Origin of the sequence: Streptomyces sp. CG4, assembly GCF_041080655.1 — a bacterium.
Taxonomy (GTDB): Bacteria; Actinomycetota; Actinomycetes; order Streptomycetales; family Streptomycetaceae; genus Streptomyces.
In genome coordinates, this window is sequence record NZ_CP163525.1 from 8,117,394 (window position 1) to 8,141,418 (window position 24,025).

23 protein-coding genes and 4 pseudogenes are annotated in these 24,025 nt (G+C 70.4%); 12 read left to right on the forward strand and 15 right to left on the reverse strand.

Translation table 11 applies throughout. The annotated features are described in order from the left end of the window. Window positions 1-22: 22 nt before the first annotated feature. Window positions 23-916, reverse strand: a pseudogene (locus AB5L52_RS37240) (MFS transporter); the annotation flags it as partial. A gap of 420 nt (window positions 917-1,336) precedes the next feature. Here AB5L52_RS37240 and AB5L52_RS37245 point away from each other — a divergent pair. Together AB5L52_RS37245 and AB5L52_RS37250 are read left to right on the forward strand one after the other, a co-directional pair. Next, window positions 1,337-1,504 carry a hypothetical protein gene (locus tag AB5L52_RS37245; RefSeq protein ID WP_351580101.1) on the forward strand — a complete coding sequence of 56 codons (168 nt, stop codon included), beginning with the start codon at window positions 1,337-1,339 and terminating at the stop codon, window positions 1,502-1,504. Between the two features lie 470 nt (window positions 1,505-1,974). After that, complete coding sequence (locus AB5L52_RS37250) at window positions 1,975-2,319, forward strand: MerR family transcriptional regulator (RefSeq protein ID WP_351554943.1); 345 nt, start codon at window positions 1,975-1,977, stop codon at window positions 2,317-2,319. 756 nt (window positions 2,320-3,075) lie between these two features. Here the strand turns inward: AB5L52_RS37250 and AB5L52_RS37255 are convergent. Beyond that, a pseudogene (locus tag AB5L52_RS37255) lies at window positions 3,076-3,570 on the reverse strand (helicase associated domain-containing protein); the annotation flags it as partial. A gap of 52 nt (window positions 3,571-3,622) precedes the next feature. Here AB5L52_RS37255 and AB5L52_RS37260 point away from each other — a divergent pair. Then, window positions 3,623-3,943 (forward strand): hypothetical protein, encoded by a 321-nt coding sequence (locus AB5L52_RS37260; protein ID WP_351580095.1) that lies wholly within the window; start codon window positions 3,623-3,625, stop codon window positions 3,941-3,943. A 350-nt stretch (window positions 3,944-4,293) separates the two neighbouring features. Then, on the forward strand, window positions 4,294-5,151 hold the full coding sequence (locus AB5L52_RS37265; protein ID WP_369367846.1) for an IS3 family transposase: 858 nt from the start codon (window positions 4,294-4,296) through the stop codon (window positions 5,149-5,151). A gap of 31 nt (window positions 5,152-5,182) precedes the next feature. Here the strand turns inward: AB5L52_RS37265 and AB5L52_RS37270 are convergent. Then, window positions 5,183-5,850 (reverse strand): annotated as a pseudogene (locus AB5L52_RS37270) (transposase); the annotation flags it as partial. A gap of 263 nt (window positions 5,851-6,113) precedes the next feature. Between AB5L52_RS37270 and AB5L52_RS37275 the strand changes: the two are divergent. After that, a complete protein-coding gene (locus tag AB5L52_RS37275) occupies window positions 6,114-6,839 on the forward strand; it encodes a hypothetical protein (RefSeq protein WP_369367847.1) in 726 nt (241 codons plus the stop codon). A gap of 79 nt (window positions 6,840-6,918) precedes the next feature. On the opposite strand, the pseudogene AB5L52_RS37280 reads toward AB5L52_RS37275, so the two are convergent. After that, a pseudogene (locus tag AB5L52_RS37280) lies at window positions 6,919-7,038 on the reverse strand (SGNH/GDSL hydrolase family protein); the annotation flags it as partial. A gap of 390 nt (window positions 7,039-7,428) precedes the next feature. Between AB5L52_RS37280 and AB5L52_RS37285 the strand changes: the two are divergent. Together AB5L52_RS37285 and AB5L52_RS37290 are read left to right on the forward strand one after the other, a co-directional pair. Next, complete coding sequence (locus AB5L52_RS37285) at window positions 7,429-8,037, forward strand: hypothetical protein (RefSeq protein WP_351580061.1); 609 nt, start codon at window positions 7,429-7,431, stop codon at window positions 8,035-8,037. Next, complete coding sequence (locus AB5L52_RS37290; protein ID WP_351580058.1) at window positions 8,037-8,729, forward strand: hypothetical protein; 693 nt, start codon at window positions 8,037-8,039, stop codon at window positions 8,727-8,729. The genes AB5L52_RS37285 and AB5L52_RS37290 overlap by 1 nt, the downstream gene beginning before the upstream one ends. A gap of 54 nt (window positions 8,730-8,783) precedes the next feature. Here AB5L52_RS37290 and AB5L52_RS37295 read toward each other — a convergent pair whose 3' ends face one another. Together AB5L52_RS37295 and AB5L52_RS37300 are read right to left on the reverse strand one after the other, a co-directional pair. After that, window positions 8,784-9,080, reverse strand: coding sequence for a hypothetical protein (locus tag AB5L52_RS37295; RefSeq protein WP_369367848.1), 297 nt, complete (start codon window positions 9,078-9,080; stop codon window positions 8,784-8,786). Between the two features lie 26 nt (window positions 9,081-9,106). Further along, on the reverse strand, window positions 9,107-9,517 hold the full coding sequence (locus AB5L52_RS37300; protein WP_351580052.1) for a helix-turn-helix domain-containing protein: 411 nt from the start codon (window positions 9,515-9,517) through the stop codon (window positions 9,107-9,109). 100 nt (window positions 9,518-9,617) lie between these two features. Here AB5L52_RS37300 and AB5L52_RS37305 point away from each other — a divergent pair, with 100 nt between their 5' ends. From AB5L52_RS37305 to AB5L52_RS37315, 3 genes are all read left to right on the forward strand, one after another. Then, window positions 9,618-10,475 (forward strand): alpha/beta hydrolase, encoded by an 858-nt coding sequence (locus AB5L52_RS37305; protein WP_351580049.1) that lies wholly within the window; start codon window positions 9,618-9,620, stop codon window positions 10,473-10,475. A gap of 232 nt (window positions 10,476-10,707) precedes the next feature. Next, window positions 10,708-12,048, forward strand: coding sequence for an NF041680 family putative transposase (locus tag AB5L52_RS37310; RefSeq protein WP_369364252.1), 1,341 nt, complete (start codon window positions 10,708-10,710; stop codon window positions 12,046-12,048). 134 nt (window positions 12,049-12,182) lie between these two features. Then, window positions 12,183-13,025 carry an IS5 family transposase gene (locus AB5L52_RS37315; protein WP_369367849.1) on the forward strand — a complete coding sequence of 281 codons (843 nt, stop codon included), beginning with the start codon at window positions 12,183-12,185 and terminating at the stop codon, window positions 13,023-13,025. Window positions 13,026-13,067: 42 nt separating this feature from the next. Here AB5L52_RS37315 and AB5L52_RS37320 read toward each other — a convergent pair whose 3' ends face one another. The 7 genes from AB5L52_RS37320 to AB5L52_RS37350 form a co-directional block, all read right to left on the reverse strand. Beyond that, window positions 13,068-14,174 (reverse strand): hypothetical protein, encoded by a 1,107-nt coding sequence (locus AB5L52_RS37320; protein WP_369367850.1) that lies wholly within the window; start codon window positions 14,172-14,174, stop codon window positions 13,068-13,070. A gap of 210 nt (window positions 14,175-14,384) precedes the next feature. Then, a complete protein-coding gene (locus tag AB5L52_RS37325) occupies window positions 14,385-15,233 on the reverse strand; it encodes an SGNH/GDSL hydrolase family protein (protein WP_369367851.1) in 849 nt (282 codons plus the stop codon). A 62-nt stretch (window positions 15,234-15,295) separates the two neighbouring features. Further along, window positions 15,296-16,315 carry a hemolysin family protein gene (locus tag AB5L52_RS37330; RefSeq protein WP_369367852.1) on the reverse strand — a complete coding sequence of 340 codons (1,020 nt, stop codon included), beginning with the start codon at window positions 16,313-16,315 and terminating at the stop codon, window positions 15,296-15,298. After that, window positions 16,312-17,655 carry a hemolysin family protein gene (locus AB5L52_RS37335; RefSeq protein ID WP_351019834.1) on the reverse strand — a complete coding sequence of 448 codons (1,344 nt, stop codon included), beginning with the start codon at window positions 17,653-17,655 and terminating at the stop codon, window positions 16,312-16,314. The genes AB5L52_RS37330 and AB5L52_RS37335 overlap by 4 nt, the downstream gene beginning before the upstream one ends. A gap of 151 nt (window positions 17,656-17,806) precedes the next feature. Continuing rightward, the gene (locus AB5L52_RS37340) at window positions 17,807-18,232 is read right to left on the reverse strand and encodes a GNAT family N-acetyltransferase (RefSeq protein ID WP_351019837.1); all 426 of its coding nucleotides are present in this window, start codon (window positions 18,230-18,232) and stop codon (window positions 17,807-17,809) included. An 82-nt stretch (window positions 18,233-18,314) separates the two neighbouring features. Next, window positions 18,315-20,885 carry an ABC transporter permease gene (locus AB5L52_RS37345; protein ID WP_369367853.1) on the reverse strand — a complete coding sequence of 857 codons (2,571 nt, stop codon included), beginning with the start codon at window positions 20,883-20,885 and terminating at the stop codon, window positions 18,315-18,317. Window positions 20,886-20,889: 4 nt separating this feature from the next. Beyond that, on the reverse strand, window positions 20,890-21,690 hold the full coding sequence (locus AB5L52_RS37350) for an ABC transporter ATP-binding protein (protein ID WP_369367854.1): 801 nt from the start codon (window positions 21,688-21,690) through the stop codon (window positions 20,890-20,892). A gap of 161 nt (window positions 21,691-21,851) precedes the next feature. Here AB5L52_RS37350 and AB5L52_RS37355 point away from each other — a divergent pair, with 161 nt between their 5' ends. Together AB5L52_RS37355 and AB5L52_RS37360 are read left to right on the forward strand one after the other, a co-directional pair. After that, window positions 21,852-22,115, forward strand: a complete 264-nt coding sequence (locus tag AB5L52_RS37355) for a toxin-antitoxin system HicB family antitoxin (protein WP_351577163.1) — start codon at window positions 21,852-21,854, stop codon at window positions 22,113-22,115. 4 nt (window positions 22,116-22,119) lie between these two features. After that, window positions 22,120-22,494, forward strand: a complete 375-nt coding sequence (locus AB5L52_RS37360) for a fic family toxin-antitoxin system, toxin component (protein ID WP_351019849.1) — start codon at window positions 22,120-22,122, stop codon at window positions 22,492-22,494. Here the strand turns inward: AB5L52_RS37360 and AB5L52_RS37365 are convergent, their stop codons facing one another. Both AB5L52_RS37365 and bioD read right to left on the reverse strand, forming a co-directional pair. Further along, window positions 22,495-23,187 (reverse strand): class I SAM-dependent methyltransferase, encoded by a 693-nt coding sequence (locus AB5L52_RS37365; RefSeq protein ID WP_369367855.1) that lies wholly within the window; start codon window positions 23,185-23,187, stop codon window positions 22,495-22,497. It lies immediately after the preceding gene. 121 nt (window positions 23,188-23,308) lie between these two features. Then, window positions 23,309-24,025: a dethiobiotin synthase gene (bioD, locus tag AB5L52_RS37370; protein WP_369367856.1), complete on the reverse strand. Its 717-nt coding sequence runs from the start codon at window positions 24,023-24,025 to the stop codon at window positions 23,309-23,311.

A 24,025-nucleotide genomic window follows, 5' to 3' on the forward strand; every position in this document is an offset into this window, starting at 1 on the left:
AAAGGCTGCGGCTGAAAGCCCCTCAGCGCCGACGGCCCCTGCCTGCGGCCCGTTCGGGACCTGGACCGCACCGAGCCGGTCGCCGTGGTGGCAGGGCGGCAGTCGCCGCGCGGCCTAGCGCCCTGCCACGGCATGCACGGTCTGCGTGCCCGTCTGTCCGATCCTCTACGGGATCACCGGCGGCGACGTTCTCGGTGACCTCTGCCTCGTCCGCGGCAACGGGGGCCAGTTTCTTCGGTCCGCGCAGGGCGATGTAGACGAACAGGGGGCCCACGACGGCAGTGCCCACCCACATGGCCTGCTGCCATCAGTCGACGAAGGACTGCTGGGCGGTGTGGACCAGGTCCTGCGCGCGGGGGCCTGCGCTGGGCGCGGCTTCCAGGGCGTTGGCGATGCCGTCGCGCGCGGTGTCCGCGGTGCCCTGGGGGATGCCCTGAAGCTTGCCGTCGATGGAGCTGTGGTAGCCGGCCGATAGCAGCGCGCCCAGCAGCGCGACGCCCTGTGCGGTGCCGAACTCGCAGGTGACGTCGTTGAGGGCGGAGGCGACGCCCTGCTTCTCGCGCGGCAGTGAGCTGGTGATGGCCTCCGTGGACGGCGTTATCGCCAGACCCGAGCCGAAACCCAGGGCGAGCAGGCCGGCCAGGACGGAGAGATAGCCGCCGTCGACGGAGACGAACAGCGCCATCAGGGCCAGGCCGACACCGGCCAACGCGATGCCGATGGCCAGGGTCCGGCGGACGCCGATCTGTGCAGCCAACCTGGGCGCCACACCGGAAGCCACAATCAGCGCCACGGCCATGGGCAGCATCGCCACCGAGGACAGCAGCGCCGACCAGCCCAGCACGGCCTGGAAGGACGGCAGGAGGACCACGGTGATACCCGCCTGGACACCGAAGGTCACCAGCAGGGTGTCGGCGTACGGGCCTGCTGGCGCTGCTGCGCCCGAAGCCGGACCTGACCCCAACTCGATGGCGAGCCGGCCGAAGCCTTCGCCGCCGCGCAGGCCGACGTCGACGCCCCGGCCGGGCTGGGCACCCTCGCCTCCTACGCGACCGAGGTGGCGCTGCCCGCCACGGGCACGTGGTCCAGTCGACACCGGCGTCTCCCTCCAGACTGAGCTGGGACAGTTCGGCGCCGAGGAGCGGGCGCTCTACGACCCGCGCCCCGGCGGCCCGACCGCTGGGACTGGTGCGGCGACACTCCTTGACCGTGCCCCTGGCCGACTCGCCCCGCGATCCCGTCAAGGGCACGCTGGGAGGCGTGACTGCTGGGAGGCGTGACTAGCGCACCGATCATCGTGCATCGGCCCGCCGGAACGGGCGGCCGGAGAGTCACTGTGCACCGTCAGGGCCGGGACGAGGTCCTCGGCACCGCCCACAGCGACCACCACCTGGTCGTGTTCCTCGAAGGCGCCGTGGACGGCACCCTCCGCCATCCAGCAGAGGCCCACCTGCCCGTCCGCGGCCTGCTGGCACTGTCCAACTACCAAGACAGCCGAGCCTGAAGCCACAACCTGCCGTGAAGCACTCTTCCAGGTGTAACGGAGGAAATCTGTCATGGCTGTGGTAGACATCGGTCATCCACAGGGCTACGGTTTCTACCGTACCCAGGAAGTCGAAGTGGGCACGGCAGACAGGAACTGCCGTGCATGCAGGTCAAGCAGGACGCGACCCGAAGGGTTCGCGAGCAGTACCCGCGTTATCCAGCAGTACAACCGAGTAACCGAAGGTAAGGAGCAGAACGCCATCAGGATCGCCCGGGCGAGGAAGCAGTCCGCCCGGGTACCGCAAGGCCCCGGATTGGAAGGTGGTCCCCGGTCACGCATACGCGATCCCCGCAGCCCCGCCCTCCCAGGCGGAACCTGCGGACGAAGAAGGCCGGCGCAGTCGGCCGGTAGATGGTGTTGCAAGCTCGGAGCCCGGGTGCCGGTACGGCATCCGGGCCCCCCGACGCATCCGCCGAAAGAAGAGGTCTATGCCCCCTCGCAGTACCCGGCCCGCCGACATCCTCGACGACGACGACTACCCCGCCTACACCATGGGCCGGGCCGCCGAGATGCTCGGCACCACCCCCGCCTTCCTCCGCGCCCTCGGCGAACACCGCCTGATCACTCCCTTGCGCTCCGAAGGCGGCCACCGCCGCTACTCCCGCTACCAGCTGCGCATCGCCGCCCGCGCCCGCGAACTCGTCGATCAGGGCACCGCCATAGAGGCCGCCTGCCGCATCGTCATTCTCGAAGACCAGCTCGAAGAAGCTCAGCGCATCAACGAGCAACTGCGCGCCCAAGGCGGCCAGCCGCAGTCGAAGCCCTCAGCCTGACAAGGACGCCGGGTGCGGCCCCAACGCCGACCGAGCAGCGGACCAGGTACTCCTTTACATCATGTCCCCGGCTCCCGACGGCGGCCGCCGCCGGGAGCGGCGGCGGTGCCGACGCGCAACTCGGTGAGCGCGCCCCGATCCCCGGCTGCGGCCGCGCCGTCCGTCCCGCCTTGTCCCTCACCCTCAACTCCAGCCAGGCATGGGAGAAAGCGGCCGCAACGGGGATGTCAGAGTCCCGACCACGCCCGCACGGGGGGGACCTGCACAGACAGGGCGAAGTCGGCGAAGGCTTGCAAGAGATGCCGCAGGAGAAGCCGCAAGGGTTGACGCAAGAGATGTTGCAACCGCTCCGCGGGTCCCTTGGGCGGCTCGGCACGCCGGGTGTGACACTTGCGGCGCTTGGTGCGCTGTCACCAGCGGGCCGTGACTACGGCTCGGAGCAAGGCCCGCATCCCCCCGTGCGCGGGTCGTTGCCCGCCGGGGCGGGCAGGTGGAATCCCCGCGCCTGCCCGCCCCGGCGGGCAACGACCCGCGTACAGCAACTGCTGCGCCACCTTCACGGCCGCCCGCTTCACGCACCGGGCGCTCGACCCGGCCGCGGTCACGTCGGCATCACCCGCACCTCGCCATTGGACCGGTCTGCCTGCACCACGTAACCGGCTTGCGTGAGAATCTCCAGCAGCGCCTGGCGCAAAGCGGTGCGGATGCCCTCATACTCTGCGTCCCGCCGCCCGGCGGGATCCAGCTCACCCGTCGGTCCTCGGCCCACCCACGCGCGGCGGCCAGGCGCTCTTCCCACGCGACGTCGTCGTCTGACCAGACCATGCCCAGCTTCTCCAGCTGTGCGATGCGGTCGGTGTCCAGGCGGCCGCGGGCGTAGAAGCGGCGGGCGTCGGCGATCCACTGCCCCAGCGGGAACCCGGCGAGCGTGGTCGGCCACCCCTCGGTCTGCGCCTCCTGGTCGCCGCGCTTGGGGACGCGGTACGTGAAGGGGACCTGCAGGTCGCCGTTGAGCCGGTTGTAGATGGCGGCGGCCTCAATGCCGCGTCGCCAGTGGGCGTGTTCGGGGTTGAGGACGCGCAGGTTGATGAACGCGGCCAGCTGCGCGGGGTCTCGGGGGATGCTGAATTCCAGAAGTGCGCGGGCCGGTAGGGACAGTCGGTCGCTCTCGGCTTCCTCGTCTTCGGGCCCGCTGCGGCTCTGTACGCCTCTGACACGGCTTGGTGCCTGTGGTTCGGCGAACTGCTCCACCGACGAGGCGGAAGTCACCGCGGCGCTGGCCGACTACGACGTCATCGTGGCGATGCGGGAGCGGACGCCCTTTCCGAGCTCGACACTGGACCGGCTGCCCAAGCTTGCTCTGCTCGTCACCACGGGCCCCGGCAACGCCGCGATCGATGTCGATGCTGCCCGGCGACTGAACATCTCCGTCAGCGGTACGGGGTACTTCTCTCGCCCCACGGCCGAACTGACTTGGGGACTGATCCTCTCAGCAACCCGCCTGATCCCCCAGAACGTCGAGTCGGTACGCCGCGGCGGCTGGCAGGTCGGCCTGGGAACGACCCTGCACCACGCCACTCTGGGAGTCCTGGGCCTGGGACGGGTCTGCCGCACGATCGGGTGACACCCGAACTGGCTTGCCCTGTGGGGCAGGTGGGAAGGAGGCCGCTGTGCCCAAGCCCTATCCGGAAGAGTTCCGCCAAGACGTCGTGCGGGTCGCGAGGAACCGCGGCCCGGGTGTGACGGTGGAGCAGGTGGCCACCGACTTCGGGGTCCACCCGATGACGTTGTGGAAGTGGATGCGCCGGGCGGATGTCGACGACGGGACCAGGCCCGGAACGACCAGCCAGGAGAGTGCGGAGCTGGGGAAGCACCTCGGCGGATCAAGTTGCTCGAGCAGGAGAACGAGGTCCTGCGCCGGGCCGCGGCCTATCTGTCGCAGGCGCATCTGCCGGGAAAAGGATCTACCCGCTCGTGAAGGAGCTGGCCGTGGACGGGGTGCCCGTCACGGTGACGTGCCGGGTGCTCAAGCTCGCCAGACGGCCCTACTACCGCTGGCTGGGCAAGCCGGTTGCCGACGCTGTCCTGGAGGAGGCATATCACGCGAACGCGCTGTTCGACGCCCATCGCGACGACCCGGAGTTCGGCTACCGGTTCCTGGCCGATGAAGCGCGTGGTGCTGGGGCGGGCATGGCCAAGCGCACCGCGTGGCGGATCTGTCGGGACAACCGGTGGTGGAGCGTCTTCGGCAAGAAGCGTGGCCGGGGCAGTAAGGCCGGCCCGCCGGTGCACGACGATCTCGTGAGCCGCAACTTCACCGCCACCGGCCCGAACCGGCTGTGGCTCGCTGACATCACCGAACACGCCACCGCCGAAGGCAAGTTGTACCTCTCCGCGATCAAGGACGTTTTCAGCAAGAGGATCGTCGGCTACTCCATCGACGCGCGGATGAAGTCCCGCCTCGCCGTGACCGCCCTGAACAACGCCGTCGCCCGGCGTCAGAACGTCGCTGGGTGCATTCTGCACACCGATCGCGGATCGCAGTTCCGGTCACGGAAATTCGTCCGGGCACTCGACAGCCACGGGATGGCCGGTTCGATGGAAGGGTCGGGGCGGCAGGCGACAACGCGGCCATGGAGTCCTTCTTCAGCCTGCTGCAGAAGAACGTCCTCGACCCGCCGATCGTGGGCCACCCGCAAGGAACTGCGCATCGCGATCGTGACCTGGATCGAGAGGACCTACCACCGACGCCGCCGACAAGCCTCACTCGGCCGGCTGACCCCCGTCGAATACGAAACCGTCATGACCACACTGGCCATCCAGGCCGCGTGACCGAACCTGTCACCCAAACCTGCAGCAGACCCAGGCTGCGGGCGATCAGCGAGCGCAGGAAGGCCGGCCAGCCGGCGCCGTCCTCGGCGGTGGCCACGTCCAGGCCGAGGATCTCGCGGTGGCCGTCGGCGTTGACGCCGACCGCGATCAACGCGTGGACGTTGATGATGCGGCCGCCCTCGCGGACCTTCTGCGTGAGCGCATCCACCCAGACGAACGGGTAGGGGCCGGCATCCAGGGGTCGGTTACGGAACGCGGCGACTTGCTTCCAGGTGCTTGGCCATCGCGCTGACCTGAGACTTCGACAGCTGGGTCACCCCGAGCGACTCGGCGAGCTTCTCGACCCGGCGCGTGCTCACGCCCAGCAGGTAGGCGGTGGCGACCACCGAGATGAGGGTCTGCTCGGCACGCCCACGGCGTTCCAGCAGCCAGTGCGGGAAGTAACTCCCGGACCTGAGCTTGGGGATGGCGAGTTCGACGGTGCCGGCCCTCGTGTCCCACTCGCGCGGGCGATAGCCGTTGCGGTGGTTGACTCGCTCGTCGCTGACCTGCCCGTATTCGGCGTTGCAGAGGGCATCGGCCTCCGCGGACATGAGGGCGTCCGAATGTCTTGACCATCGCGCGCAGCAGATCGGGACTCGCCGCGGCGAGGTTGTCTTCCGCGAGGGCGTGCAGGGGCAGACTGTCGGGTGCGGTCATCGTGCTGATCTCCTTCGTGACTCGACATCTCGAAGATCAGCCGGTGGCCGTTCTTGTATCCGGGCACTCACTCCGACGCCGGTGCAAACACCCGGATCAGGTGGGAGCCCGTACACCACTTCTCAGGACGCAACCCTGATCAGACCTTGATCGGACCTGATGATGTGCGGGCTGGTCTCTCTACATGTGAATTCCGGTCAGGCCAAGCGGTGAGTACTTTGGATCCTCGGAGCCCCTGAACATCGCGCCGCCGGAGGAAGATTATGGCTCCCCACCCGCACCATAGCCCCAGCGGGGATCAGAAGCTCGACGACGATGGAGCGGATCTGCCGCGCGTATCCGCAGCCGATCCCGTGTGCCGCTTCCATGTGGTGCGACAGCGAGGTGGAAGGCCCATTGCGGTGTCGGCGTGGCGCATCACGACGGAGAACCGTGCGATCGCTGACGCTCTGGGTGGGTTCTATGGAGGTGTGCCGCAGCTGTTGGACACCGGCGACGGACGTGTCGCTGAGGTCCTGACTCGCTGCGATCGCGTTCCTGTCTTGCTGGATGGCAGGGGGGCCGTTTCGCTTCGGATGGTGATGCGTGGGCCTGGTGAGACTTTCCATGTCTGTGACGGAACCAGGTTCTTGGAGCCAACCGGTGCACGTGGATCGCTGTGTGGTTGTCCGACGAGCCTGGCTGACCGCAAGGTGGCAGCCCAGGCAGGTCGCGGGCCGATGCCGGAAGTCCGAATCGACTTCCGGCTGGTGGATCTTCCTGAGCTGGGTGTGTTCTCTTTCGTGTCGACCTCGTGGGAACTTGCTGCCGAGCTACCCGCGTTGGCTGCTGCCCTGGACGCGGAGGCAGTTCCGGCCTTGGGTGTGCTGCGATGCGAACTGGTGGAGTTCATCACATGCTCCGGGCTCGCCGTGAGCTACAGGCGGCCGGTCGTTGAGGTCGGCAGGACGCAGGTCCTCGCTCAGGATGCCGTACGACTCGCGGCGTGACGTCGGTCCGTCGGCTGCCGGTGTCGTGCGGGTGAGGCCTGCGCTTAATCGGTGCATGGCAGCCGGGCGGGGCTCCGGGTTAGTGCCCCACCCGTCGCCAGTCCGTCACAGAGCCGGGGTTTGTGTGGTCCACAGGGGTGACCCAGAAGGCTTTGCCCAGCTCAGCGCTAAAGTGGGCGCCTGACCGGCCGTCCCCCGATGGCGCGACAGCGAACCGGCGTCGTGGACCAGGACGAGCAGGTCGCCCTGCTCCCCCGATGCGTCAGCGACACCGACCTGCCCGCCGACGTCCGGGCAGCCGGGGCATTCGTCCTGCTCTACGCGCCAAGATCACTCGCTCCCTGCGGACCGGGTTGTCGCGCCAGTCGGGGTACGGCGCCTCCTTCGTGAGGGGCCAGAACTGCGCACGGCAGGAGCAGAAGCAGGCCATCGCACGCTCGCCGGGCCGGAACATCTCCTCATGCCAGGGCCGGTGCCCGGTGCACCAGGCATGCCACATCGCTCGGATCACGGGTACTCATCGAGAGCGACGACTGTAGTCACGGACCCCGCTCTTCAGCCTGACGACCCCGTTCGTCACACTGACGCCGTGCCTCGCATAGCCACTGCCACCTCGTCCCGGCAGGTCCGCCGCCTCACCATGATGGCGTTTTTCGGTCCGCCGGTGATCGTCGGGCTGTCGTTGCTGGCCGCCAATCCGGACTGGAGCGGGCTCGGACTGGTGCTCGGGACCTTCGTGCTGATCGCGACTCTCTCGCTGATGACCATCGCAGCGCCGAACGGGTGGTTGATCGTCGGCGGGGTGATCGTGGGGATCGCCGCGCTGTCCGGGCCGGGGCCGGTGCTGCAGGCGGAGGTGATGGCGCACCAAGGGCGGCGGGTGGAGGTGCGGGTCACCTCGGTGAAGACGTACCAGGGCAAGCACGGGCCGGAGTTCACCTGCCTTCTGGGGCGGGTGGACGGCAAGCCGCTCAAGCACGCCGAGCTGGGCAACGACTCCTGCGGCGGGCCGGTGGAAGTCGGGCATACCGAGGACGTGCTCGTCGACCCGCACGGCTGGACGGCGCCGGAGCTGGCTGAGACGGACTACAGCGGGATCGACGTCGCCGCGTGGGCCCTGCCGGTGGTACTGGTGCTCTTCGAGCTGCTGGTCTGGCTGTCCCGGCGGGTCGGGCTGCGCCGGTTCGAGGGCTGCTGATGGCGCCCGGGTCCCGGAAGAACGTGGCCTGGCCCCCGCATGTGGTGCGGCGGCTCACCCGCATAACCGCGCTCGTCCCCCTGCTGATGGTGGGCATCGGCGTGCTCGGCACCAGCCCGGACTGGTTTCCGGCGGCGCTGATCCTCGGAGTGCTGACCGTGGCCCTCGCGATCGCGGTGCTGATGGCGACCGCGACCAAGGGGTGGGTGTTCTTCGCCGGGCTGATCATCGGACTCGCTGTCATGCTCGGCTCCGGGCTGGTCTTCCGGGGCGCGCTGATGCAGAGCCGGGGGCAGCGTACCGAGGTGCGGATCACTTCGGTGTACACCACCAAGGGCAAGACCGGCCCGATCTACCACTGCAGGCTGAAGCGGACCGACGGCAGGCCGATGGACCACGCCGACATCGTCGGCATGGGCTGCAACGGCACGGAGGACGCGGGCACCACCGAGGACCTGCTGGTGGACCCGAGCGGCTGGCTGGCCCCGCAGCCTGCCGATACCGACTTCGGCTCCCTCCCCGTGGGCGTCGTGGGAGTCGGCGTCGCGATCGGGTTGTGGGAGCTGACTGTCTGGCAGACTCGCCGGATCGGCCTGCGCGAGGCCGCGGCGAACCCGACGGCGCCCGGCCGGCCGAGCCGTGCCAAGCCGAGCGCCGACAACCGGAGCAAGAAGAAGCGCAAGCGACGCTAGTGCTGGAGTCGGCCCTGGAGGGCGGGAGATAGCTGCCCTCGACGGCCGACTTCATTATCTTGCGCGCTTCGGGCAGAACCGGGAGATGTCGTCCTCGAACACCATCTCCCCGTGGTCCTTCGCCAGCTCCTTTGTCGCCAGCCACTGCGCCGGCGATTTCCCTTCCATCTCCTGCCCGCCCAGCAGCCCGCAGTACCGCTTCATCGCGTCCGCGGCCGTCGCCGTGCCCTGCCCGTCGAGGTGGAACGACGTGCCCAACACCATCGCGTCGAGGTCCTCCTCCGGCGTCGACCTGGCAAAGCGACGTGGTATCAGGTCGGCAACGCTGGCTACATCGAATACCCGAGCCACCAGCACTGAGCGCGGAACCGGCCTGCCTACCCCTCATGGGCCTCCTGGTCGGTGGCTTCGTTGGCGCGGTCGATCTCGGCCATGTGCTCCTCCGCCCAGGTCCGCAGCCCCGCAAGCGCGGCTTCCAGGGACAGCCCGAGTCCGGTGAGTCGGTAGAAGACCCGCGGTGGCACGGTCGGTTCGACCCGGCGCGACACCAGCCCGTCGCGGGTCAGGCTTCGCAGCGTCACGGACAGCATCTTCTGTGAGACGCCGGGCATCCGGCGTCTCAGCTCCGCGAAGCGCACCTCGTCCGGTGCGGCATCGGCGAGCGTCTTGACGGCCATGGACGTCCACTTCGTACCGATGCGGTCCAGTAACTGCCGCGTCGGGCAATGGGGATCGAACAGATCGCCGCGTACCCCGCGACCGGCGGCCCGGGCTCCTCGGGTGGTCACCTGTGGCTCACCACCTTCCCTGGAAGTGCCGTCTAGGAAGAAGTCGGACAGTTACCTATCGTTCTGTGGTCACCAATGGTAACCAGCCGGAGGAGCCGTCATGCCCGTCACGACCGCACATCACCTGCGCCGCATCGCGACGAACGGCGTCCAACTCAATGTCGCGATCGCCGGGGACGGACCTGCGGTTCTCCTGCTGCACGGCTTCCCGCACACCTGGCAACTCTGGAGCGGCATCATGGGCCGACTGGCCGGGCAGTACCGGGTCATCGCCCCGGACCTCCGAGGCTTCGGTGCCAGTGCACGTGCCAGCGAGGGTTACGACGCAGGCACCCTCGCCGCCGACGCCGAAGGGCTGCCAGACGCACTCGGCGAGCCCTCGGCAGCGGTGGTCGGCATCGACGCGGGCACCGCCCCCGCCGTCCTGCTCGCGCTGCGCCGACCCGGCCTCGTCCGGCGCCTGGTCGTGATGGAGGCACTGCTCGGCCGCCTGCCCGGAGCAGAGGACGTCGTCGCGGGCGGTGCCCCGTGGTGGTTCGGCTTCCACGCCATCCCCGGCCTCGCCGAGACCGTCCTGGCCGGCAACGAGGCCCCGTACATCGACTGGGTTCTCGACTCGGGGACGCTCGGGCGAGGAGTACCCGACGACATCCGTGCGGCCTTCGTCCACGCGTACACCGGGGGTGAGGCCCTGCGCTGCGCGTTCTCCTATTACCGGGCCCTGCCCACCAGCGCGCAGCAGATCCAGGACGCCGTCGCGACGGCTCGGCTGGCCATGCCCACCATGGCCGTCGGCTCTCACCCCGTCGGCACCGGGCTCGAACGCCAACTCCGTCCCATCGCCGATGACCTGGTCGGACACCATCTCCAGGACTGCGGCCACATCATCCCCCTCGACCGCCCCGACGCGTTGTTCGCGCTCCTTGCTCCTTTCCTCTCCGCCGATCTGCCGAAGTGACCATCCGCGCGACGTCTTAGCTTGGAATTAAACCTTCAGTGATCGTCTGAGGTTCGAGTCGTTCACTCACACGGGGATCTGCCGGACATGGCGACGACCTCCGCTTCACGCTGTGTGATGTCGAGTCGCACAACGGGCCGGGAGGTCGTCGGTGTCGAGTGTCGTCCATGGAGCCGCTGATCGGCAGGCACTTGCAGAACTGTCGTCCTTTCGGATGGAGTTGTACGCGGCAATGCCGCGCCGTGCCGATGCGTTGTTCGAGTTGACGGACGCGGTGCTGTGTGCCGACGGCCCGGTGGTGTCGCTGCCGGAACTGTCGCTCCAGGTGGTGCACCGGCGCGGGCACGGGGCGATGTACGACGCGCTGGCCCAGGGCCGCCTGGATGTGTCGCGGCTGCGGTTGGCGCTGGCCAGCCTGGAGCTGTCGCGTGGGACGGACGGGCAGATCTCGATCGCGCTGGACGTGACACCGTGGCCGCGCCCGGATGCGGAGTGCTCGCCGGACCGGCTGCACTGCTACCGGCCATGTCGCTGCGACGGGGTGCGGCAGACGATCCCGGGGTGGCCCTACCAGGTCGCCGCCGCGCTGGGCGGGGGCCGGACCTCATGGACCGGGCCGCTGGACGCAGTCCGCCTCAGCCCGGACGATGACCTAACTGACGTCACCGCCACCCAGGTCCGGGACCTGCTCGCGCGTCTGCGCGAGGCCGGGCAGTGGCGCGAGGGCGACCCCGAGGTGCTGTTCGTGCTGGATTCCGGCTACGACATCGTGCGTCTGACGTGGCTGCTGCGCGACGAGCCGGTCCGCCTGCTCGGGCGGATCCGCGCCGACCGCGTCATGCACCACCCACCCGGGCGCCGCAAGGGACCCACCAAGGGCCGGCAACCGCGTCACGGCGAGCCCTTCCGGCTCGCTGACCCGGCCACCCACCCCGCGCCCGCCCAGGAGTCCACTACCCGCCACGACCGGTTCGGTGCCGTGACGGCCCGCTGCTGGGGACGCCTGCACCCCAAGCTGGAGCGCCGCCAAGGCGGTTGGGCCGACCATCCCGGCGCCCTGCCCAACGTCGAGGGCACCCTGGTCCACCTCGCGGTCGAGTACCTGCCCGGCAATCGAGATCCCAAGCCGCTGTGGCTGTGGCACTCCGTCCCCGACGCCGCCACGCACGACGTCGACCGGTTGTGGCGGATCTTCCTCAGAAGATTCGACATCGAACACACATTCCGGTTCTTCAAGCAGGCCCTCGGCCTGACCCGCCCCCGCCTGCGCACGCCAGAACAGGCCGACCGATGGGTCTGGCTGATCCTCGCCGCCTACACCCAGCTCAGCCTCGCCCGCCCCCTCGCCGACGACCTGCGCCGGCCCTGGGAGAAACCCCTCACACCGGATCGGCTCACCCCCGGCCGCGTCCGACGCGGCTATCCCCGGATCCGCCGGATCCTGGGCACCCCCGCCAGACCGCCGAAAGCCACCCGCCCCGGCCCCGGCCGCCCGCCAGGCCGCACCACCAGCCCCGCACCCCGCCACCCTGTCGGCAAACATCCCCAAAAACAGGACACCCCCCGACCCTGAAGACCGAGGGGAAACCTTTAATTTCAAGCTTAGAGGCCGCGCGGATAGGCGGTCGACGGCCTGGTGGGCAGAGGGCAAAGACACAGGTTCCGTGATCATGGAGTTGCGACGCTGTGTGATCATTGGGGAGACCTGTGCCTGTGCTGCCCTTGTGGCTGACCGAACCGCTCTGGGATCAGTTCGCTGCTCTTCTGCCGCCGCGGCCGAAGTTCGATCCGAGCCACCCGCTGGGCTGCCATCGACGCAGAATCAGCGACCGGATCGTCTTCGACAAGCTGCTGCAGGTCCTTCGGTTCGGCTGCTCCTACGAGGCGATCGCCGACTCGACCTGCTCGGCCACGACGATCCGCAGTCGCCGTGACGAGTGGATCGGCCTGGGTCTGTTGTCCCGACTGAAGCAGATCGCACTCGACTCCTACGACCGCGTCATCGGTCTCGTCCTGGAGCGGATCGCCGTGGACGGCGCTGTCACCAAGGCGCCCGGAGGCGGCGAAGCTGCCGGACGCTCACCCGTCGACCGGGGCAAGCGGGGCATGAAACGGTCGGGCATGACCGACGGCTACGGTATCCCGCTCGGCCGTGTCCTGGCCGGCGCCAACCGTCACGACTCACCACTGCTCGCACCGACTCTCGATCTACTGAACGGACTTGGGCCACGACCCGACGAGATCACCGTCGACCTCGACGCCGGCTACGACTCCGACAAGTCCCGTGCCGTGCTCGACGAGCGAAAACTACGCGGCCGAATCGCGAGGAAGGGGACCAGAGCCCCGGTCCAAGCGACTCAGCGGTGGCATGTCGAGCGCACACACGCCTGGCAGAACGCCGTCCACCGCCTCGCCTATTGCTACGAACGCCGAACTGCCGTCATCGAAGCCTTCTTCGACCTCACCGACACGATCATCACCGTGCGCAGCCTGATCCGCCAGACTTGGACCACCCACCGCTGGGACACCCGCCCCCGACGCCGACCATGACCACGCACCTATCACTGTGGCCCTTGGCCGAGGGAGCGAAAGTCAATGACGTCGGACGGCCTGCGCCTCGGCCCGTTCCACTGTTGCTCGCCCGTGGACGTGGACCAATGCCAGGTGGAACAGCGCCGGGGCCACTGGAGCCCAGCGGTGGATGCGATCCGAGTGCAGCAGATACCTGGCCACCGTCGCCGCGCGGAACGGAACGTAGTCGATGGACTGGTGCTCCCACCTGTCGGCGACCCCTCTGCTCAGCCGGGCCCGGAGCCCCTGGTGGGTCAGCTCGTTCAGGCGCGCGTAGAAATGGGCGCTCCACTGGCGCTTCTCCACGTCCAGCACGAAGGCCAGGAGGGCGAGGGAGTGCTCGTGCGGCTCCAGGGACAGCTCCTCCCGCATCCCGCGCCGAGCAACCGCATGGAGGACCGGTGCGCTCCTGCCGGATGAGTCGATGTGCCGGGACACACCCTCGTTGACGGAGGAGTTCCACGTGCCCGGTGCCGTCCGGACCCGGTCGCTGCGCCGGCTGACCACCAGCATGTCGTCGGCGGTCACCACGGCGATGTTGACGCCCAGGCTGCACTGCAGGAACGCCGGCGCCTCAAGGGGGTGGTCGGGGTCGAGGTAGCGGGAGCGCAGTGTGCTCCCGTCGGGCAGCCGACGGTCGAGTTGCTGGGCGGCGAGGAAGGTGTAGTAGTCCGTGGGCCGCAGCCGCAGGCGGACTTCCGGTCGCTCGTCGAGGGGTGTCCGGGAGATGTCGAACGACTCGACCGCGTACCGCTGACCGTTCCAGATCGGCGTTCGTCCCTCCGCCCGGAGCCGGGTGCTTTCGGCCTCGATCTCGTCCCACCAGTGCGCGATCTCCGCGGGAAGCCTGGCCTCGTCGTCGAGTACCTGGATGTGCACGCCCTCGGCAGGAATGGGTGTTTCGCCGTCTCCCTCGACGATCAGTGCCGGTGTGCGGAGAGGGCCCAGCGAGAAGGTCGTCCACGAGGGACCGGGCTCCTCCGCCCGGAACCGAAGGCTTCGAACCGCACCGAACCAGCGTCTGCGCACCCTGAACCACGAGTCCTGAAGGGGCTGTTGGAACAGCACTGCGAACAGCATCCCGATCACGGCACCGGCGACGCCGTTGACCATGTCTATCCCGCCCATGCCGCGGAGCGTAGCGGGGGAGGCCGGGCCTCAGGCGATCTTCGCCTTTCCGTTACCACAGCCACTTACGGCTGCGAAGCATTCCAGTGATCACAGAGCGTCGCACCTCCACGACCGCAAGATCTTGCACGGGTTTCTGCCGGGGTGCCACCACCGGGCCTATCTGCGCCGCCTCTTAATCGGTGCATGGCAGCCGGGCGGGGCTCCGGGTTAGTGCCCCACCCGTCGCCAGTCCGTCACAGAGCCGGGGTTTGTGTGGTCCACAGGGGTGACCCAGAAGGCTTTGCCCAGCTCAGCGCTAAAGTGGGCGCCTGACCGGCCGTCCCCGGAGGAGCGCCCGGTCAGGCGCCGCCCGATCCAGGGCAGCAGGTGTTGCCGGGCGAAGCGCACATCCGCGACCCGGCGCGTCGCCCAGCCCGGCGGAAGCGTGGCCGGCAGAGGCACCCGCCACTCGGTGTCCTCCGGCTCGTACCCGAGCGTCTGCCACACCGCCTCGGCGACCCGGCGGTGCCCCTCCGCCGTCAGATGCAGCCGGTCCACGTCCCACAGTCGCGGGTCGCCGAGCGAGGGCGCACCGTACAGGTCGACGACGACCGCGCCGTGCCGGCCGGCCAGCTCCTCGACCCAGTCGAACAGCTCCTCCATGCGCGGCCGGAACCGCTCCAGCACCGGGCCCTGGCGGCCGGGGCTGCGCATCAGCACCAGCTGCTCGCAGGACGGTGCCAGCCGCTCCACGGCCTCGGCCAGCAGGCCCTTCACCCGGCCCATGTCGCACTTGGGCCGCAGGGTGTCGTTGAGCCCGCCGACCAGCGTGACCACGTCGGCCTTCATGGCCGCCGCCACGTCCACCTGCTCGTCGACGATCTGCCCGATCAGCTTCCCGCGCACGGCCAGGTTGGAGTACCGGAAGCCCGGCGTGCGGGCGGCCATCCGCGCGGCGAGCAGATCGGCCCAGCCCCGGTAGGAGCCGTCGGGCAGCAGGTCCGACATGCCCTCGGTGAACGAGTCGCCGACCGCGACCAGGCTGCTGTACGGGGGAGGTGTGGGATTCGTCTGCATGGCGTGAGCGATGGTATCCCGGCTCCATACCCGCCGGTCGGTCGCCCCGTGAACGCTCGGCGTCACCCTGGTGCAGGCTGTCCGAACAGCTGCCGCAGCACGTCCTCCATGGTCACCAGGCCGGCCAGCCGGCCGTCGTCGCCGAGGACCGCCGCGAGATGCGTACGGCTGCCCCGCATCGCGGTCAGCACGTCGTCCAGAGGGGTCCGCTCCCGTACCCGCGCGATGGACCGCATGTCCCGCAGCCGGAACGGCATGTCCCGCGGCGAGGCGTCCAACGCGTCCTTGACGTGCAGATAGCCCACGATCCGCCGGCCCACGTCGACCACCGGGAACCGGGAGAAGCCCGACTCGGCCGACAGCCGCTCCAGTTGCTCCGGGGTGACGCCGACATGCGCGTACACCACCCGCTCCAGCGGCACCACGACGTCCCGCACCGGGCGGCTGCCCAGCTCCAGGGCGTCGTGCAGCCGCTCCCGCGCCCGGTCGTCGATCAGGCCGGCCTCGCCCGCGTCCTTGACGATCTCGGCCAGCTCGGCGTCCGTGAAGGTGGCCGCGACCTCGTCCTTCGCCTCCACCCTGAGCAGTTTCAGCAGCCCGTTCGCGAAGGCGTTGATCGTGAAGATCACCGGGCGCAGCGCCCGGGACAGCCCGACCAGCGGGGGGCCGAGGAGCAGCGCGCTGCGCACCGGTTCCGCGAGCGCGATGTTCTTCGGGACCATCTCGCCCAGCAGCATGTGCAGATAGGTCGCGAGGGTCAGCGCGATCACGAAGGACACGGCGTGGCCCGCGCTCTGCGGCACGCCGAGCGCGTGGAACACCGGCTCCAGCAGATGCGCGATCGCCGGTTCGGCGACCACACCCAGGACCAGCGTGCACAGCGTGATGCCGAGCTGGGCTGCGGCCAGCAGCGCGGAGACGTGCTCCAGGCCCCACAGCACGGCCTTCGCCCGCCGGTCGCCCTCCTGGGCCAGCGGCTCGACCTGCGAGCGGCGCACGGAGATCAGCGCGAACTCGGCACCGACGAAGAAGGCGTTGACGACCAGGGTCGCCAGGCCGATCAGCAGCTGTACGGCGGTCATCGCGATCCCTCCGTACTCTCGCGGGCCTGCTCGTCGTCCAGCGGCGCGTGCAGCAGCACCCGCGCCGCCCGGCGGCCCGTGGCGTCCACCACGTCCAGCCGCCAGCCCGCCACCTCGACCGTGTCACCGGTCCGCGGTATCCGGCCCAGCAGGGTCGCGACCAGACCGGCCAGGGTCTCGTACGGCCCCTCGGGCACCCGCAGACCCACCCGGGCGAGCTGGTCGGTGCGGGCGGCGCCGTCGGCCGAGTACAGGGCCCGGCCGTCCTCGTCCGCGCCGGCGGGCGCGAGGTCGGGCGTCTCGTGCGGGTCGTGCTCGTCCCGCACCTCGCCGACGACCTCCTCGACGATGTCCTCCAGCGTCGCCACGCCGGCCGTGCCGCCGTACTCGTCGATGACGACGGCCATGGTGCGCCTGCCGCCGAGCCGGTCCAGCAGCCGGTCGACGGTCAGCGACTCGGGGACCAGCAGCGGCTCACGCATCACCTGGCCGACGCGGCGGTGGCGGCGCTGCTCGGCCGGCACCGCCAGCACGTCCTTGATGTGGGCGACGCCGACGACGGAGTCCAGGCTGCCCCGGTAGACCGGGAACCGGGACAGACCGGTGGCCCGGGTCGCGTTCGCCACGTCCTCGCAGGTCGCCTGGGTGTCCAGGGCGACGACCTGGACGCGCGGGGTCATCACGTTCTCCGCCGACAGGTCGGCCAGGTTCAGTGTCCGCACGAACAGCTCGGCGGTGTCCGCCTCCAGCGCGCCCTCCTTGGCGGAGTGCCGGGCGAGCGCCGCCAGCTCCTGGGGGCCGCGCGCGGAGGCCAGTTCCTCGGCCGGTTCGATGCCGAGCCGACGCACGACATGGTTGGCCGTGTTGTTCAGGTGTGTGATGAAGGGCCGGAAGGCCGCGCTGAACCAGCGCTGCGGGTTGCCGACCCGCTTGGCCACGGCCAGCGGCGAGGAGATCGCCCAGTTCTTCGGCACCAGCTCGCCGACGACCATCAGGAACACCGTCGAAAGCGCCGTACCGACCACCAGGGCGACCGAACTCGCAGCGCCGCCCGACAGGCCCGTCGCCCGGAACGGCCCGGCGAGCAGCTTGGCGATGGACGGCTCGGCGAGCATGCCGACCACCAGATTGGTGACGGTGATGCCGAGCTGGGCGCCGGAGAGCTGGAAGGTCAGGTTCCGTGCGGCCTTCAGGGCGCCCGGTGCGCCGTGCTCGCCGCGCTCGGCGGCGCGCTCCAGCTCGCCGCGCTCGACCGTGGTCAGCGAGAACTCCGCCGCCACGAAGGCGCCGCAGGCCAGCGACAGCAGGATCGCCACCAGGAGGAGGAGCACTTCGGTCATCGGGTCACCCCCGTCCCATGATCGGACAGGGCAGGACGGGACGCGCGGTGGCGCGGACTGGGAGGCTCGCCCATGGGCGGACGCTCACAACCTTTCATCGAGGGCCGACTGCTCCCTCAATAGTAAAGGATGGGCAAAGAGGGTCGGTGTGTCAGTCGGTGAGCGGCTTCACCCAGCGCCGCCAGTGCTCCTCCGGGCCGTATCCGGCCGCGCTCCAGGCGTACTGTGCCCGCTCGTTGCGGACCAGCACCATCGCGTCCGCCCGCCGCCCGCCGAGCCGTGCGAACCGCTCCTCGGCGGCGGCCAGCAGTGCCGAGCCGATGCCCTGCCGACGCCGCTCGGGACACACAGCGAGCCGGTACAGATGGCAGCGCCAGCCGTCGAAGCCCGCGATCACCGTGCCGACCAACTCGCCGCCCTGTTCGGCGAGGATCAGAGCCTCGGGATCGCGGTCCACCAGGCGCTGCACCCCGGCCCGGTCGTCGCTGATGCTGGTGCCCTCGGCGGCCGTCTTCCAGAAGGCGAGAACGCTGTCGAGGTCGTCGTGCGCTGCCGGGCGTATACACAGATCGGTCATGTGATCATCGGATCACGAGGTGCGTGCCCGGTGCGGGGGTTTCCGTCATGCGGACTCCTCGCGCAACCCCTCCGAGGTCCCCTCACTCGTGGGCGATCGCCGCCAGCACGTTCATCCGCGACGCCCGCAGCGCCGGCAGCAGGGCCGCCACCACGCCGACCACCGCCGAGCCGAGTACGACGGCGACGATCGTGGTCCAGGGGATCGCCAGCGCCGTCAGCCCGCGCAGGGCCAGTACCCGCTGCATGCACACGCCCCAGAGGAGCCCCAGCGCCAGCCCGAGGACCGCGCCGAACACCGCGATCACCACCGATTCGAGCCGGATCATCCGGCGCAACTGCCGCCGCCCCAGCCCGATCGCACGCAGCAGCCCGATCTCGCGGGTCCGCTCCACCACGGACAGCGCGAGGGTGTTGACCACGCCGAGCACGGCGATGACGATCGCCAGCCCGAGCAGCGCGTACACCAGGTACAGCAGGACGGCGATCTGGTCGTGCACCAGCTGCTTGTAGTCGGACTGGTTGCGCACCTGGACCTGCGGGAACGGTTTGAGCGCCCGTTCCAGGCGAGGGCGCAGGTCCTGCGGTGCGGTGCCGTGGGCCGCGTTGACGTAGAGCACGGAGTCCTGCGCGTCCGGCAGGTATTTCTGCAGGGTGCCGAGGCCGAAGTAGAGGCCGCCCTGCGCGCCGAAGCCGTCCGCCGTGCCCTGGTCGGTGAGCGCTCCGACGGTCAGCTCGGCCTGCCGCCCGCCCGGGAACCCGACCGGCAGGACGCTGCCGACGCGCACGCCGTGGTTCTTCGCGAAGTCGGCGTCCATGGCGAGGCGACCGTCCGCCAGCGCGGCCGCCGAACCGCCCTGGGCGTACGTCATGTGCACGACGTCGTCGAGCCGCGGGCCGTACGCGGCGGCGGCCGTCTGGACCCGGTCGCCGTTCGGCAGCCGTACGGCGACCTGGGTCAGCCGTTGCGGTACGACGAGCCCCACGCCGTGCGTCGCCGCGACGGCGGTCCGCACCTGCTTGGTGAACGGGACGAAGTTGGTGTTCTGGACGATGAAGTCGGCGCCGAGGTTCTTGTCGATCTGCTGGTCGAACGACGCGGACATCGAGGCGCTCGCCACCGACATGCCGCCGACCAGGGCCAGCCCCACCATCAGCGCGGCGGCCGTGGCGCCGGTACGGCGCGGATTGCGCAGGGCGTTGCGCTGGCTCATCCGGCCGACCGGGCCGAACAGCGCGGGGAACGCCGCGCCCAGCACCCGGATCACCGGCCGGACCAGCAGCGGACCGGCGACGACGGTCGCGATCAGCGTCAGGGCCACGCCGACCCCGAGCAGCGAGGCCGCCTGCGCGGTCTTCGTGGCCGCCACGCAGCCGGCCAGCGCCGCCGCGCCGACCGCCCCGACCACTGCGCCGACGACGGCCCGCACCCTCAACGGCTTGCCCACACCGGCGACTTCGGCATCGGCGAGCGCCGCCATCGGCGACACGACCGCCGCGCGCCGCGCGGGCAGATAGGCGGCCACGAAGGTGACGCCGACCCCGACGACGTACGCGGCGACGGGCGTGCCCCAGCCGATGACCATCTCCGTGGCCTTCAGATTCATCCCGAACGCGGTCATCAGCCGGATCAGCGCGAGCGCCAGCCCGATCCCGGCGGCGAGGCCGAGCGTCGAACCGACCAGCCCGAGCAGCAGCGCCTCCGTGAGCACCGAGCGCCGCACCTGCCGCCGGTCCGCGCCCAGTGCGCGCAGCAGGCCCAGTTCCCGGGTGCGCTGGGCGATCAGCATGGAGAAGGTGTTGACGATGAGGAACACGCCCACGAGGAGCGCGACGCCGGCGAAGCCCAGCATCACGTACTTGATGACGTCCAGGAACGCGCCGAGGCTCGCCGCCGCCGACTTGGCCTGCTCGTTCGCGGTCTTCAGGTCGTAGGTGCCGGTGCCGATCGCCGCGCCGATCCGGTGCTTGAGCTCCGCGTCGGACACCCCCTTCACCGCGTCCGCCGTGATGCTGGTCGCCTGCGCGGCCGACCCCAGCAGCTCGCGGCCCGCCACCGCCGGGTCCAGGAAGACCAGGGCCGCACCGGGGTTGGTGGTGGTGAACGTGGCGATTCCGACCACCCGCACCCGCAACGTGCCCGGCTGCGCCTGCACGGTCAGCGTGTCGCCGATCCGTACGTGCTTCTTGCCGGCCGTGTCGGCGTCCAGCAGCGCCTCGCCCGCACCGTGCGGCGCACGACCGGAGGTGAGTTTCACCGGGCTGCGGTCGCTGACGTGCCAGGCCATGGCTATGGTCGGGGCGCCCGTGGTCGGGCCGACGGAGTTGTTGCGGCTGTCGACCACGACGGCGTTCTGCACCGACACCTCGGCGCGGGCCGCCGCGACCCCGTCGACCTTCGCCACCCGGTCCCGCAGCGCGGCGGGCAGCGTCTGCACCGCACCGCTCACGCGGGCCGACCGCAGATCCTGCTGCTTCGGCTGGACCGTCACATCGGCGGCCGTGGAGGCGAACAGCCGGTCGAACGTACGGGTGACGGTGTCGGAGAAGATCAGGCTGCCCGCGACGAACGCCACGGAAAGGATCACGGCCAGCGCGGACAGCGCGAGCCGCCCCTTGTGCGCGAGGAAACTCCTCAGGGTCGCCTTGAGCACCGGGTCAGTCCTCCAGAGCGGTACCGTCGTCGCCGAGCCGGTCCCGGACGACGTCGAACTGCTTCATGCGTTCCAGTACGGCCTCCGCCGTCGGCCGTTCCATCCCGTCCACGATCCGCCCGTCGCCCAGGAAGAGCACCAGATCGGAATGGGCGGCTGCGCCAGGATCGTGGGTGACCATGACGACCGTCTGCCCGAGATCGTCCACCGCGCCGCGCAGGAAGCCCAGCACCTCTAGACCGGCCCGCGAGTCGAGGTTGCCGGTCGGCTCGTCGGCGAAGATCAGCTCCGGCCGGGAGGCCAGCGCCCGCGCGCACGCGACCCGCTGCTGCTGACCGCCGGAGAGCTGGGCGGGCCGGTGCTTCAGCCGGTCGCGCAGGCCGAGCGTGTCGATGACCTGCCGCAGCCACTGCTCGTCGGGCCTGCGTCCCGCGATGTCCATGGGCAGGGTGATGTTCTCGGCGGCCGTCAGCGTCGGGATGAGGTTGAACGACTGGAACATGAACCCGACCCGGTCGCGCCTGAGCCGGGTCAGCTCCCGTTCCCTCAGCCCGGTGATCTCGGTGCCGCCCAGCCACACCTGGCCGGCCGACACCGTGTCGAGCCCCGCCAGACAGTGCATGAGCGTGGACTTCCCCGACCCCGAGGGCCCCATCACGGCGGTGAAACGGCCGCGCGCGATGTCGACGTCCACCGAGTCCAGGGCGATGACGGCCGTCTCGCCGGCGCCGTACGCCTTGGTGAGCCCGCGGGCGCGGGCCGCGACGGCGCCGTCCGGCGCATGTCGTGCAACAGGTGTGGACAAGACCGCCTCCCGGTCGCCGGAACCGCCCGTCCCGGGCGAGCGTAAGGGACACACCGGCCCGGCGCAGCCCTTCCGTGCGCCCTCGCTCTGCTGTCCGTGCGCCCTTGCCGTGCCGGTTGTGCGCCCTTGCCTCGCTAGCATCCCGACGCTAGCGTCGAGGCATGGCGAAGACCCAGCTGAATGTGCGCGTGGACGAGGACACCGCCCGCGCGGCGCGCGAACGCGCCCTGGCCCGTGGCATCAGCGTCAACCGCTACATAGAAGAGCTGGTCAGGCAGGACACCGGGGAAGCCGGCCGCACCTTCGTCGAGGCCGCCGCCGACTTCATGAAGCAGTACGAGTCCGTGTTCGCCGAGGAGTTCACCGAGAAGTTCACCGAGAAGTTCACCGAGACCCGCGGCACCCGCACCGGGGACGGCCGCTGATCCCTTGAACGAGCTCAGCATCGACCTCGCCTGGCTCCTCATGCTCGCCGAACAGAAGACGCCCGGGGACCCGCAGGTCACCGACTGGGGCGCGCTCGTCGCCGCCGTGGCACGGCACCGCGCCGAGATATTCGGCGTGCCCGTCTACGACAACCCGTACGCCCGCGCCGCCGCCCTGCTCCAGCTGCTGATCCACGTGCCGGCGCTGGAGCGGTCCAACGCGCTGTTCGCCTCGGCGGTCGCCTATGCCTACCTGGTCGCCAGCGGCGCGAAGGTGGCCACCTCGCCCGAGCAGGTGCGCGACCTCGCCCGGCTGGTGAAGGAGGGCACGGCCGACGTGGACGCCATCGCGCGCGAGTTGCGCCGCTGGAGCCTGTGATCAGCGTGCGGCCGGCTCGTCCGGCCGCCAGGCGACCCCGAGCGTGCAGTACGAGGACGGCAGCGCCGGCCCCTTCTCCGGCAACATCACCGGTCGCCGCGGTCCGAGGGTGAACCCGGCCGCGCGCAACGCGGCCACCGGCTCCCGGGCCAGATGACAGCCGCCGGTCAGCGTGGGCCACACCGTCCGGTCCAGCGTGCGCTGGGTCAGCGTCATCAGGCGGCCGCCGCCCAGCCCGTGCTCGAAGAACCGCACCTGGCCGCCCGGCTTGAGCACACGACGTACCTCGCCGAGCGCCCGTGGCACGTCCCGCACGCTGCACAGCACCAGGCACAGCACCGCCGCGTCGAACGCCTCGCTCTTGACCGGCAGCGCCTCGGCGGCACCCGGCACCACGTCGACCGGCACCTGGGCGCGCAGCGCCGACTCCAGCGCCAACTGCCGTAGCAGCGGCTCCGGTTCGATCGCGACGACCTCTGCGACGGTCCCCGGATAGTGCGCGAAGTTCAGCCCGTTGCCCGCTCCGATCTCGATCACGCGCCCCGACAGTCCGGCGAGCAGCCGCTCCCGCAGCCCGGCCACGCCGAGCCGCGTCTCGGCGCTCACGCTGTAGCGCGCATAGAAACGCGCGAACAGCGGGTGGTGGACGGGACTCCGCGTCACCTTGCCGGAAACGGCCGACGTCAGTCGCATGGCATCTCCCGGAGGACGTTCCTACGGTGAGTGTCCCCCGGAAACGGCGGGGGCACCCTTCGCCGCCCGGACCCACCCGCACTCCGGCGACGCCCCGTATCCCTGTTACGGCTCCGCGTCCCTACGGCGCTTCCCGCACCCGGAACGCCTCCGCGTCCCACGTCCCGTCCAGCCGGGGTGCGAGCCAGGCCGGAGCCGTCGTACGGAAGCCGGCCGGTGGCAGGCTGCCCGCCCCGGCGGGAATCGCCCCGAGCAGCGGAGCGTTGGCCACCTCCGGCAGGTCGGCCACGTTGCACCGGGTGGCGAGGTCGGGGGAGTCGGGCCAGCTGCCGATGACCACGCCGGCCAACTCCAGCTCCCGAAGCCGTAGTTCGCGCGCCGTCAGCTCTGTGGTGTTCAGCGTGCCGAGCCCGGCCGAGGCCACGATCAGCACCGGTGCGCCGAGCAGCCCCGCCGCGTCGGCCAGCGTGCCGCCGCCCGCGTCGAAGCGGACGAGCAGCCCGCCCGCCCCCTCCACCAGCACCAGATCGTGCTCGGTGGCCAGCTTGGCGGCCCGCTCGGCCACCTCGTGCGGGTGCACGGGGGTCATGCCCGCCCGCCGGGCCGCCGTCCCAGGTGCCAACGGCTCCGGAAAGCGGGCGAGTTCGGCGGCCGTGACCGGCCCCGCGAGCCGCGCGACCTCGTCGGCGTCCCCGCGCTCGTGCGGTCGTACGCCCGTCTGGGCGGCCTTGAGCACGGCCACCGAGCGTCCGGCCGCGAGCGCGGCGGCGGCGACGGCGGCCGTGGTGACGGTCTTGCCGACCTCCGTGCCCGTCCCCGTGATCACCAGTACCGGCAC